Annotated in this window: 9 protein-coding genes; 3 read left to right on the top strand and 6 right to left on the bottom strand. The window is 74.3% G+C overall.

Annotated features, from left to right (window positions below):
* Positions 1-84 precede the first annotated feature (84 nt).
* A complete protein-coding gene (locus D7M15_RS20330; protein ID WP_121518820.1) occupies positions 85-3,423 on the bottom strand; it encodes an ATP-dependent DNA helicase in 3,339 nt (1,112 codons plus the stop codon).
* Positions 3,424-3,734: 311 nt separating this feature from the next.
* A complete protein-coding gene (locus D7M15_RS20325; RefSeq protein ID WP_121518819.1) occupies positions 3,735-4,145 on the bottom strand; it encodes an MGMT family protein in 411 nt (136 codons plus the stop codon).
* Between the two features lie 125 nt (positions 4,146-4,270).
* Between D7M15_RS20325 and D7M15_RS20320 the strand changes: the two genes are divergently transcribed.
* Complete coding sequence (locus D7M15_RS20320; protein WP_240649391.1) at positions 4,271-7,033, top strand: flippase-like domain-containing protein; 2,763 nt, start codon at positions 4,271-4,273, stop codon at positions 7,031-7,033.
* 229 nt (positions 7,034-7,262) lie between these two features.
* On the opposite strand, the gene D7M15_RS20315 is transcribed toward D7M15_RS20320, so the two are convergent.
* Complete coding sequence (locus D7M15_RS20315; RefSeq protein WP_121518818.1) at positions 7,263-7,865, bottom strand: TetR/AcrR family transcriptional regulator; 603 nt, start codon at positions 7,863-7,865, stop codon at positions 7,263-7,265.
* Between the two features lie 109 nt (positions 7,866-7,974).
* On the opposite strand from D7M15_RS20315, the gene D7M15_RS20310 reads away from it, so the two are divergent.
* Both D7M15_RS20310 and D7M15_RS29550 read left to right on the top strand, forming a co-directional pair.
* Entirely contained in the window at positions 7,975-8,706 is a 732-nt protein-coding gene (locus D7M15_RS20310) for an SDR family NAD(P)-dependent oxidoreductase (RefSeq protein WP_121518817.1), read from the top strand.
* Positions 8,707-8,839: 133 nt separating this feature from the next.
* Positions 8,840-8,986 carry a hypothetical protein gene (locus D7M15_RS29550; RefSeq protein WP_346428819.1) on the top strand — a complete coding sequence of 49 codons (147 nt, stop codon included), beginning with the start codon at positions 8,840-8,842 and terminating at the stop codon, positions 8,984-8,986.
* A 324-nt stretch (positions 8,987-9,310) separates the two neighbouring features.
* Here the strand turns inward: D7M15_RS29550 and moeZ are convergent, their stop codons facing one another.
* From moeZ to D7M15_RS20290, 3 genes are all read right to left on the bottom strand, one after another.
* The gene (gene moeZ / locus D7M15_RS20300) at positions 9,311-10,489 is read right to left on the bottom strand and encodes an adenylyltransferase/sulfurtransferase MoeZ (RefSeq protein WP_121518816.1); all 1,179 of its coding nucleotides are present in this window, start codon (positions 10,487-10,489) and stop codon (positions 9,311-9,313) included.
* 63 nt (positions 10,490-10,552) lie between these two features.
* On the bottom strand, positions 10,553-11,305 hold the full coding sequence (locus D7M15_RS20295; protein WP_121518815.1) for a spherulation-specific family 4 protein: 753 nt from the start codon (positions 11,303-11,305) through the stop codon (positions 10,553-10,555).
* On the bottom strand, positions 11,293-12,216 hold the full coding sequence (locus tag D7M15_RS20290) for an NAD-dependent epimerase/dehydratase family protein (RefSeq protein ID WP_121518814.1): 924 nt from the start codon (positions 12,214-12,216) through the stop codon (positions 11,293-11,295). Before D7M15_RS20290 ends, D7M15_RS20295 begins: the two co-directional genes overlap by 13 nt.
* Between the last annotated feature and the right edge of the window lie 109 nt (positions 12,217-12,325).

Here is a 12,325-nt window from a genome sequence, read left to right as displayed (position 1 = left end):
GGTGGCGTCCGTACGGTGCGCGCGACGCGGGCGTACGGTGCGCGCGGCCCGCCGTGCGGTGCGCCCGTACGGTCCCCGCCCGCGTCACTCGACGACCTGCCGCCCCTCCGGCTGCGCCGAACACGCCCCGCGGAACGCGCAGAACGCGCAGTGCCCCCCGGTGGCCGGGGTGAACCGCTCGTCCAGGACGCGGCCCGCCGCCGTCGCCAGCAGCTCAGCGACCCGCTCGCCGTCCAGGGGCTCCTGCCGCTGCACGGCGGGCAGTTCGGCACCGCCCTCCTTGCGGGTGGCCCCGAGCCGCAGGTGGACCAGTTCGGCGCCGCCGGGCTCCGGGCGCGCGCCGTCGAAGAGTTCGTCGGCGGCCCCCTCGCGTACGGCCAGCTGGTAGACGGCGAGCTGCGGGTGGTCGGCGACGTCGGCGGCGGAGGGCTTGGCCTTGCCGGTCTTGAAGTCCACGACGTACGCGCGTCCCGCCGCGTCGCCCTCCACCCGGTCCATGCTGCCGCGGATGCGGACGGTGAACTCCCCGGCCTCCAACGTCACGTCGAAGCCGTGCTCGCTGCCGACCGTACGGCGGCCCTCGCCGCGCGCGGTCACGTGCCAGCGCAGGAAGCGTTCGAGGGCGGCGCGGGCGCTCTCCTTCTCCTGCCGCGACCGCCACGGCGCGTCGAAGGCGAGGCCGTCCCAGACGGAGTCGAGACGTTCCATGAGCACGTCGAGGTCGGCGGGCGTCCCGCCGGAGGCGACCTCGTCCGCGAGTACGTGCAGCACGTTCCCGAAGCCCTGGGCGGCGCCCGCCGGTTCGTCCGCGCGCACCTCACGGCCCAGGAACCACTGGAGCGAGCAGGTGTGCGCCAGCTGCTCCAGCGCGCTGCCGGACAGCGCCACCGGCTGGTCCCGGTCCCGCAGCGGCACCTTCGAGCGGGTCGGCTCGTACATGCCCCACCAGCGTTGCGGATGGGCCGCGGGCACGAGCGCGTACCCGTCGTCGTCGCGCAACGCGGCCAGCCGCGCCAGCCGTTCCGCCGCCGCCTCGCGCAGCGCGGGCGAGGCGGCGGGGTCGACGGTGGTGGCGCGCAGTTCCGCGACGAGCGGCGCCACGGCGAGCGGGCGGCGCGGGCGGGTGGTCACCGCGCGCGGCTCGACGCCGAGTTCGGTGAGGAAGCGGGACGGCTGGTCGCCGTCGTCCGCCTGCGCCCGTACGGCCGTCACGACGAGGCGTTCCCGGGCGCGGGTCGCCGCCACGTAGAACAGCCGCCGCTCCTCCGCGAGCAGCGCGGCCGGGGTGAGCGGCTCCGCCAGCCCGTCGCGGCCGATGCGGTCGGCCTCCAGCAGCGAACCGCGGCGCCGCAGGTCGGGCCAGAGGCCCTCCTGCACCCCGGCGACGACGACGAGCCGCCACTCCAGGCCCTTGGCGCGGTGCGCGGTCATCAGCCGTACGGCGTCGGGGCGCACCGCGCGGGGGGCGAGCGTGTCGGCGGCGATGTCCTGGGCGTCGACCTCCTCCAGGAAGTTGAACGCGCCCCGCCCGCCGGTACGTTCCTCCGCGCGGGACGCGACGGCGAACAGCGCGCACACGGCGTCCAGGTCGCGGTCCGCGTTGCGCCCGGCGGCGCCGCCGCGCAGCGCCGCGCGCTCCAGGCGCTGCGGCCACGGGGTGCCGTCCCAGAGGCGCCACAGCGCCTCCTCGGCGGTGCCTCCCGCGGCGAGCACGTCGCGCGCCTCGCGCAGGAGGCGGCCGAGGCGCTGGGCTCCGCGCGCGTACGCGGGGTCGTGCGCGACCAGGCGCTCCGGTTCGGTGAGCGCCTCGGCGAGCAGCGTGTCGGAGGGGCGCGGTACGGCGTGGCCCGCGGCCCGTTCCTCGTCGCGCAGGGCGCGGCCGAGGCGGCGCAGGTCGGCGGCGTCCATGCCGCCGAGCGGCGAGGTGAGCAGGGTGAGCGCGGTGTCGGTGTCGAGGGGCGGCGCCGCCCCGGCGGGCGGGACGTCCCGTTCCGGAACCACCTGTTCCGTCGACGCCTCCCCCGCCGACACCTCCCCCGTCGCCGCCTCCCGTGCCGCCACCCGCAACGCGGTCAGCAGCGGCGCCACCGCCGGTTCGTGCCGCAGGGGCACGTCGTCGCCGTCGACGGCCAGCGGCACACCCGCCGTGGTCAACGCCCGCCGTACGGACGGGATCGTGCGTCCCCCCGCGCGCACCAGCACCGCCATGTCCCGCCACGGCACCCCGTCCTCCAGGTGCGCGCGGCGCAGCACGTCGGCGACGGTGTCGAGTTCGGCGCCCGGCGTCGGGCACGTCACGACGTCCACCGCGCCGCCCCCGCGCACCGGCCGCAGGTCGCGGTGCGCCCGTACGGCGTCGGCGGGGAGGCGCGTCAGCGGCATGCGGCGGGTGATCTCACGGGTGGCGCGCAGCAGTTCCGCGCCGGAGCGGCGGTTGGTGCCCAGCACCTCCACGCGCGCGGGGCGCCCGTCGCGGCGGCGGAAGTCCGTACGGAAGCCGAGGATGCCGCCCACGTCGGCGCCCCTGAACGCGTAGATCGACTGGTCCGGGTCCCCGAACGCCGTCAGCGTCCGCCCGTCCCCCGCGAGCGCCCGCAGCAGCCGCACCTGCGCCGGGTCGGTGTCCTGGTACTCGTCGACGTACACCGCGTCGTACGCCGCCCGCAGCTTCCGCGCGACCTCGTCGCGCTCGGCCAGCAGCACCGCGCGGTGGACGAGTTCGGCGTAGTCGAGGACGCCCTGCGCGTCGAGCACGTCCAGGTACTCGGCGAAGAAGTCCGCGGCGGCCGCCCAGTCGGGACGGCCCGTACGGCGCGCGAAGGCGCCCAACGCGTCCGGGCCCAGGCCCAGTTCGCGGCTGCGCGCGAGAACGGCGCGGACCTCGTCCGCGAAGCCGCGGGTGGTGAGGCAGGCGCGCAGGTCGTCGGGCCAGGTGACGCGCGCGCGGGCACCGGCCGCCAGCTCCCGCTGCCCGGCGAGCAGTTCGCGCAGGTACAGGTCCTGCTCCGGCCCGGACAGCAGCCGCAGCGGTTCCGCGAACAACTCGGCGTCCTGGTGCGCCCGTACGAGCGCGTAGCAGTACGAGTGGAACGTCGACGCCTGCGGCGCCCCCCGGCCGCCGATCCGCGCGGCCATCCGGTCCCGCAGCTCGACGGCGGCCTTGCGGCTGAAGGTCAGCACCAGGACACGTTCCGGGTCGGCGCCCCCGCGCACGCGTTCCGCGACGGCCTCCACGAGCGTGGTGGTCTTGCCCGTGCCGGGCCCGGCGAGGACGAGCAGGGGCCCCGCCCGGTGGTCAACCACCGCACGCTGGCGTGCGTCCAAGGCAGGGAGCTCCACGGGCCCGACGGGCGTACGCACCAGACGGTACGCACCGGCCCGTGGCGCGGTCCGGTGCGTCGTGGTCGGGAGGGAGCTGTTCACGTGGGTCGCCTTGGGACGGGGCCTTGCTCGGTGGAGCCGTACGAGGTGGGGCGGTACGGAGCGGGGCCGTACGAGGTGGGGCCGTACGAGGTGGAGACCGCCGGGGCGGGCCCCCGCGGGGCGGTGCGGTGCCGGACGGTGCCGACGCTACGCCAGGGGGCACACGGGGCGCGGCGGCTCCCCCGGGTCACCGACCCCCGGCGCGGGCGCCCGGCACCCGCGCCCGCGCGCGTCCCCCGTACGGGCGGACCGGTGGCTGGCTCCGGGGGACATGACGGAAGCTGGTACCTGTGAGCAGGCCGAACCGCTGGTCATCCGTCCACGCCGTCCCACCGGGCCCGGCGCATGTCGACGCGCGGGACGTGCCCCTCCGCCGAGCGCCCGGCGCCGCGGAGGGGCGTGCCCTCCGCGCGGTAACGCGCCATGGCCGCCAACTCCTGCCCGGGGAGCAGCACACCGTCGGAGCGCACCACACGCCACCAGGGCACCGCGCCGCCGTACAGCGCCAGCACCCGGCCCACCTGCCGGGGCCCGCCGGTGGCACGCCGGTCGCGCTCCTCGTCCTCGTCCCGCAGCCACTCCGCGACGTCGCCGTACGTCAGCACGCGGCCCGGCGGGACCCGTTCGGCCACGTCCAGCACCCGCTCCGCGTACTCGGGCAGTTCCGGCGGACCGGCGGTCTCCGGCGGCCCGGCGGTCTCCGGGCGCTCGCTTGCTCGCATGGCCCTCATGCTGCCGTACCCCACCGACAGCGTCGGCGCGGTGTTAACAATCTCGCGCTACCGGAATGCGCCCCCTTGTCCCCCGTAGCCGTACTCGCGTGCCACCATCTTCCCGGCGGTGACACGTGATACGAGACCAGGACGAGACGGCGACCGAGCCGTGGCGGGGGGCCGAGCCTCAACAGGCGGCGGCGCTCCCGTCCGTCGGCGCGTCCGCCACCGCGGAGCACCCGGGGGCCGACGCGGACCCCGGTGACGGGACCGGGGACGCGGACCGGGCCGAGGGCGCCCCCGCGCGCGCCACCACCCCCGGCGACCCCTCCGGGGGCGACCACATCGAGAGCGACGAACCGCTGCTGCCCGCCCGGGTGCACCGCCCCTCGGACCTGATGCGGATGGGCCTCGGCCTGCTCGGTATCGTCGTCGTGCTGACCATCGCCGCCTTCGCGCACGGCACCACGGCCGGTCTGGAGGACGACGTCAAGAAGGGCACCGAGCAGGCGCCCGCCCTCCTGATCAGCATCACCGGCCTCGCCTCCAGCGTCGCCGTGCTGCTCGTCCCCGTCGCCTTCGCCGTCGAACGGCTCGTGAAACGCGACGGCCTGCGCATCGCGGACGGCGTCCTCGCCGCCGTACTCGCCCACGGGACGTCCCTCTCCATCGACCTGTGGGTGACGGAGGTCGCGCCCCGCTCCGTCCACGACGCGCTCACCAAACCCCTCACCGACGGCTCCGTCACCACCCCGGTGCACAGCTATCTCGCCCCCGTCATCGCCTACATGACGGCCGTCGGCATGGCCCGCCGCCCGCGCTGGCGGGTGCTGCTGTGGGGCGTGCTGGTGCTCGACTCGTTCGCGGTGCTCATCGCGGGCTACTCGACGCCGTTCTCGATCCTCGTCACCGTCCTCATCGGCTGGACCGTGGCGTACGCCACCCTGTACGCGGTCGGCTCCCCCAACGTGCGGCCCACCGGCCAGACCCTGCTCGCCGGGCTGCGCCGCGTCGGCTTCCACCCGGTGAGCGCGCTGCGCGTGGAGGAGGCCGACACCGAGCAGGCCGACACCAACGACCGGGGTCGCGCGTACCGCGTCACCCTGGAGGACGGCCCGCCGCTCGACGTCACCGTCGTCGACCGGGAACAGCAGGCGCACGGGTACTTCTACCGCGTGTGGCGCCGACTCGCCCTGCGCAGCCTCACCCAGCGCCGCAGCCTCCAGTCGCTGCGGCAGGCGCTGGAGCAGGAGGCGCTCCTCGCGTACGCCGCGATCGCCGCCGGTGCCAACGCGCCGCGCCTCATCGCGACCTCCGAACTGGGCCCGGACGCCGTGATGCTGGTCTACGAGCACATCGGCGGCCGCCAGCTCGACTCGGTCCGGGACGAGGAGATCACCGACGAACTGATGGACCGCGCCTGGCGGCAGGTCGCGGCGCTCCAGTCGCGGCGCATCGCCCATCGGCGGCTGACGGGCGAGGCGCTGCTGGTGGATCGTTCCGGCTCGGTCTTCCTCACCGACCTGCGCGGCGGGGAGATCGCCGCGGGCGACCTGCTGCTGCGGATGGACGTGGCGCAGCTGCTCACCGCGTTCGGGCTGCGGACCGGTGCCGAACGTGCCGTCGCGGCGGCCGTGGGCGTCCTCGGCCCGGACGCCATCGCGGACAGCCTGCCGCTGCTCCAGCCGATCGCGCTCAGCCGCAGCACCCGTACGACGCTGCGGAAGCTCGCGAAGGAGCGCGCGCAGCGGGAACGGGACGCGGTGCTGGAGGCGTCGCGCGCGCAGAAGGAGGCGAAGGGGCTCGCCGCGTCGGCGAGCGACCGGAAGTCGCTGCGCGCGGAGCAGCGGGCGCAGAAGAAGGCCATCGACGAGGCGTTGGAGGAGGCGCGCGAGGAGGACCTGCTGGTGCAGATCCGGCAGCAGGTGCTGCTGATCCGTCCGCAGGCCCCGATAGAGCCCGCCCGGCTGGAACGCATCAAGCCGCGCACCCTGGTCAGCTTCATCGCCGGGGCGCTCGCCGCGTACTTCCTCTTCTCGCAGCTCAGCCACGTGCAGATCGACGAGGTGGTGGCGCAGGCGCAGTGGGAGTGGGTCGCGACGGCACTGCTGTTCTCCTCGTTGACCTACGTGGCGGCGGCGACGGCGCTGCTCGGCTTCGTACCGGAGAAGGTGTCGTTCCTGCGCACCGTGCAGGCGCAGGTCGCGGGCTCGTTCGTGAAGCTGGTCGCCCCGGCGGCCATCGGCGGCGTCGCGCTGAACACGCGCTTCCTCCAGCGGGCGGGCGTACGGCCCGGCCATGCGGTGGCGAGCGTCGGGGCGTCGCAGCTGTTCGGCCTCGCCAACAACGTCATCCTGCTGATGGTCTTCGGCTACCTCACCGGTACGGAGCACACGCCGACGTTCTCGCCGTCCCGTACGGTCATCGCGGGCCTGCTGACGGCGGCGGTACTGGCGCTGATCGTGACGGCGGTGCCGACGCTGCGGAAGTTCGTGTACGACCGCGTGCGGTCGCTGTTCGCCGGTGTGGTGCCGCGCATGCTGGACGTGGTGCAGCGGCCGAAGCAGCTGCTGTCGGGGCTGGGCGGCACGCTGATGCTGTCGATCGCGTTCGTGATGTGCCTGGACGCGTCCGTACGGGCCTTCGGCTGGAACGAGATGAGCTACGCGACCGTCGCCGTCGTCTTCCTCGCGGGCAACGCGCTGGGCTCGGCCGCGCCCACCCCCGGCGGTCTGGGCGCGGTGGAGGCGGCGCTGATCGCGGGCCTGATCACGTTCGGCGTCCCGAAGGAGATCGCGACGCCGGCGGTGCTGCTGTTCCGGCTGATGACGTTCTGGCTGCCGGTGCTGCCCGGCTGGATCTCGTTCACGCAGCTGACGCGGAAGGGCGCGCTGTAACGGGCGCGCCGTGTCAGGGGGGCGGCACGCGGGAGGGGCGGCCACCCGGTTCCGCCTGTGGGCCGTCTACGGGATCGAGGCCGCTCCCGAAGGCGCGATCGATCGCCTCGCGAGCCCGCTTCTCGCTGCTCGGGGGAGACCACTACCGTCCTTGCAGGTCAGCGGCCCACGGTCTGTCAGCACTGCGACAGGACGGGCGGGGCGGACGACGCGACTTCCGGAACACGTCTCAGGGCTGTTGCGGGGCCGGGACCGGCAGGGGGCTGGCGCTCTCGGGACGCAGGCCGTCGACGACGATGGTCAGGTAGCGCCGCCACAGATCCGGGGCCGGGCCCGGCCCGGCCGCGGCGGTGTGGACGGTGGCGCAGGTCAGCAGCAGGACGTCGGCCCCGGTGACATCGGCGCGCACGATGCCGTCCCGGCGCGCCCGCTCGACCAGCACGTCGGCGCTCGCGAGCAGCCGGTCGCGGCTTCCGGCGACGACGGGGCTGCACTCGCTGGCCGCCCGTAGGAACGTGAGGCCCTGCTGCTGCAGGACCTCCGCGGTCGCGGACGTGAACTCCCGTAGCGCCGCACCAGGGTCGGGTGACTCCGCGAGGCGCCGGGCGACGGCTTCGAGCTGCGCGAAGCGATCACTGGCCACGGCCGCGACCAGGTCGTCCTTCGTGGCGAAGTGACGGAAGACCGTGCCCTTGGCCACGCCCGCGCGCTGGGCTATGCCGGCGATCGAGGCGTCGGTGCCCCGTTCCGCGAACTCGGCCTCTGCTGCTGCCAGCAGCGCGGCGCGGTTGCGGACGGCATCGACGCGAGCCGGACGAGCTGCTGGAGGCATGACGGCATCCTAGCAAGTTGACCAGTCGGTCATCTTCGGCCTAGGCTCGATTATGACCATGCGGTCATCTTTCTTGCTCGTCACCCCGACAGAATCGAGTGGATCTTCCATGCACATCCACGGCGCCACTGCTCTCGTCACCGGTGCGAACCGGGGGTTCGGTCGCCATCTGACCGAGGAACTGCTGCGGCGCGGCGCCAAGGTCTACGCGACCGCCCGCCGCCCGGAACTCGTCGACGTCCCCGGCGCCCGAGTACTGCCGCTCGACATCACCGACCAAGACTCCATCGACGCCGTCAGCCGGACCGCCGCCGACGTCGACCTCCTGATCAACAACGGCGCCTCCACGGCCGTGGCAAGCCTGATGAACGGTGACCGCGCCGCGATCGGGCAGATGATCGACACCCATTTCTTCGGCACCCTCGACATGATCCGGGCCTTCGCTCCCGTCCTGGCCAGGAACGGCGGCGGCGCCATCCTCAACGTCCTGTCGCTCACGGCCTGGACCAGCGTCGAGGCGAACACCGCCCTGGCCGCCGCCAAGTCCGCCCAGTGGGGCCTGACCAACGGCGTGCGGCTGGAGTTGGCGGGCCAGGGGACTCTCGTCTCCGCACTGGTCCCCGGGCTCATCGGCACCGCGACGCTGCGCGAGGCCATGAAGGACACCGGACTGACGTTCTCCGCCGAGGTGATGAACGACCCGGCCGCCCTCGCGCGCCTCGCGCTGGACGGCGTCGAAGCAGGAGAGGTCGAGATCCTCGACAGTCTCGGCGCCGAGGCCAAGGCGGCCCTCGCCGGCCCCCCGCGCACCTTCGACCTGGCGGCCGTGGCAACCCGCTGACACCGGGCGAGCCATCCGACGAGGACAGGCGACGTCACGGAGCCCGGCGACCCAGCCGTCCTCGAACCGCGGCCCGGACCCGTGCGGGGGAGGGGGCTCGGAGATCCATCTGCGGCACGACCTGCCGCACGCGGTGCTCGGCCCGCTGTTCGGCGTGGATCGCTCCACCCTCACCCGCGCGATCGCAGAAGTACGCACGCTCCTCGCCGAACGGGGGTGCGCGGTCCCCGACCCTTCCGGCCTGCGTCTGCGGACGATGACGGACGGGGCCGAGCCGTGACCACCGTGGGCAAGCGCACACACCACCCAGAAGACCGCGGCCGGGAGCACGGCCCGGCAGAGCCGAGCAGTGGCAACACGACCGCCGCGCGCCCTCGCCGGCCTCGCCTCCGACCGCACCGCCCAAAGCCGAACAGCGGTCCTCGATCGAACCGAACGCCTCACCCGCACATCACGCACCCACTCGTACGAGCCGCCACCGAGCCGGGCCGTCTGTGGGCCGTGCGACGAGGGCCACGGACGGCCGACAACGACCGACGACGGCGGCACTCCCCCACGAAAAAGCGGGCCTGCGGCAGTCGCCGCAGGCCCGCCCATCAGCCGGTCAGTAGACGGGCTTGTCCGGCTCGATCTGGTGCACCCAGCCGATGACGCCGCCGCCGACGTGCACCGCGTCCGAGAAGCCCGCGTTCTTCAGCACCGCGAGGACTTCCGCGGACCGGACACCCGTCTTGCAGTGCAGGACGATCCGCTTGTCCTGCGGCAGGTCGCCGAGGGCGTCGCCCATCAGGAAGCCGTCCTTGGGGATCAGGCGGGCGCCGGGGATGGAGACGATCTCGTACTCGTTGGGCTCGCGCACGTCGATCACGTCGATGGCCTCGCCGTCGTCCATCCACTCCTTGAGCTGCTTCGGAGTGATCGTGGACCCGGCCGCGGCCTCCTGCGCCTCGTCGCTGACGACGCCGCAGAACGCCTCGTAGTCGATCAGTTCGGTGACCGTCGGGTTCTCGCCGCAGATCGCGCAGTCCGGGTCCTTGCGGACCTTGACCTGCCGGTACGTCATCTCCAGCGCGTCGTAGATCATCAGGCGGCCGACCAGCGGGTCACCGATGCCCGCGAGGACCTTGATGGCCTCGTTGACCTGGATCGAGCCGATGGACGCGCAGAGCACGCCGAGCACGCCGCCCTCGGCGCAGCTGGGCACCATGCCGGGGGGCGGGGGCTCGGGGTAGAGGCAGCGGTAGCAGGGGCCGTGCTCGCTCCAGAAGACGGACGCCTGCCCGTCGAAGCGGTAGATGGAGCCCCAGACGTACGGCTTGCCGAGCAGCACGCAGGCGTCGTTGACCAGGTAGCGGGTGGCGAAGTTGTCCGTGCCGTCGACGATCAGGTCGTACTGCGCGAAGAGGTCCAGCACGTTCGACGAGTCGAGCCGCTCCTCGTGCAGCCGCACGTCCACGTACGGGTTGATGCCGAGCACCGTGTCCTTCGCGGACGCCGCCTTCGACCGGCCGATGTCGGCCTGGCTGTGGATGATCTGGCGTTGCAGGTTCGACTCGTCGACCTCGTCGAACTCCACGATGCCGAGCGTCCCGATGCCCGCCGCCGCCATGTACATCAGCGCGGGCGAGCCCAGGCCGCCCGCGCCCACGCAGAGCACCTTGGCGTTCTTGAGCCGCTTCTGCCCGTCCATCCCGACGTCGGGGATGATCAGGTGGCGGGAGTACCTGCGGACCTCGTCGACGGTGAGCTCGGGAGCCGGCTCGACCAGGGGTGGCAGCGACACGAAGACCTCAACAAGGGTGGTCGGTGACGTTCGGGTGTTCGCTCAACACTGCCACGTGCTCTTTCATTCCGAGACACCTGGTCCGAGGCGCGAGATGATTTCGTCCCAGTAGCCGGGCAGCCCCTCCCACGGGTCCGCGCCCCGCGCCGCGGAACGGTCCGTGAACCACACCGTCCCCGCCCCCTGCCAACGCGCGATGCGCAGCGCCTCGTCCAGGTGCGTGCGGGACACCCCGTGCACGAGGTGGCAGAAGCGCTCCGGCGGGAGTGCGGCGGTCCACTCCGGCGCCTGCGACCAGCGGTAGTCGGGCCAGCCGCCCGCGAAGGTCACCAGCTGGTCGGCGCAGTCGGCGTAGCCCGGGTACGGGTGCCGCCCGTGCCCGAAGACCAGCGGGCCGTCGTCGCTCAGGGCGCGCAGGGTGGTCGCCGTGCGCCGCGTCTCGTCCAGCTGCGCGGGGGCGCACGGGCAGTGCGCCAGGTAGAAGCCGTCCACCCCGTACCAGTCGAGAAAGCGGTGCGCGTCCGACACCAGTTCCCCGAACGGGCGCGCGCCGTCGCGCAGTTCCAGGTTCCCCAGGACGGGGCGGCCCCGCGCGCGCAGCCGGTCGGCCGCCTCCCGGCAGGCCGGGTCGGGGCCGCCGCCGGGCCCGCGGGCCACGTCCAGCACCGCCCAGTGCAGCGGCGCCGCCGGGCGGGCCAGCTCGGCCCACTCCAGCGGGGCCAGCAGCGGGTGCGCGTAGCCGGGGACGCCGAGGCCGAGCCGGCCCTCCGTGCCGCTCGCGGGGCGCGCGCACCCCGGCTTCGTCACATGCGGCACGCCGCCTCCATCCAGATGTCGGCCAGCGACTCCTCCAGCGCGATACGGGGCCGCCAGCCGAGCCGGTCGCGCGCGGTGCGCACGTCCGCCTGCTGCCAGCTGCCGCAGCCGTCCGGGTACGGGTAGGCGCCACCCCCGCCGGTGAGGCCCGCCGCCTGCGTGTCCAGTTCGTGGACGGCGCCGGTGTAGCCGGAGACGCGGGCCAGTACGGAGGCGGCGTCGCGGAGGCGTACGGAGCGGCCGGTGCCGATGTTGACGACCCCCTGCGCGGCCGACAGGGACGCGGCGTGCACCGCGCGCGCGACGTCCCGTACGTCGACGAAGTCCCGCTGCACGCCGAGGCCCGGCAGCTTCAGCTCGCTGTCGCCCTGCTGGATCGCGCGCCGCATCGCCTCCGCGAGCCTGCCCAGCGGCGAACCGGCGGGCGTGCCGGGCCCGACCGGCGAGAACACCCGCAGCACCACCGCGTCCAGGCCGGAGCCCAGCACCAGTTCGGTGGCGGCGAGCTTGCTCACGCCGTACGGGCCGCCGGGGCGCGGCATCGAGTCCTCCGCGGTGGACGAACCGGCGGGCGACGGGCCGTACTCGGAGGCGCAGCCCGTGTGCACCAGCCGCGCCCCGCAGCCGCTGCGGCGCAGCGCCTCGCAGACGGTGGCCGCGCTGACGGTGTTGTGCCGGGTGAGGTCGCGGGCGCTGCCGCGGGTGGTGCCCGCGCAGTTGACGACGACGCCCGGGTGCACGGCGTCGAGGAACCGGGTGAGCGCCCCGGGACTGCCCGTGGACAGGTCGAACCGCACGTCGGAGTCGTCGCTCCGGCCCAGGGCGGTGAGCGTCACGGCGGGGTCGGCCAGCAGCCGGTCGGCGACGAAGCGGCCGAGGTATCCGTGGGCGCCGAGGAGCAGCACTCTCATCGCGCGGCCTCCTGGTGGGGGTGGGCGGGAACGGCGGTGCGGTACGGCGGGTGCGCGGCCTGCGCGCTCCGCGACGGCTCAGCGGTCATCGGGCGTGTGCTCCTCAGGC

The sequence above is a fragment of the Streptomyces sp. Z26 genome, from assembly GCF_003665095.1.
In the GTDB taxonomy this organism is placed as follows: Bacteria; Actinomycetota; Actinomycetes; order Streptomycetales; family Streptomycetaceae; genus Streptomyces; species Streptomyces phytohabitans.
Note: the sequence above shows the minus strand (reverse complement) of the source record. Positions and strands in the feature narration are given on the sequence as shown.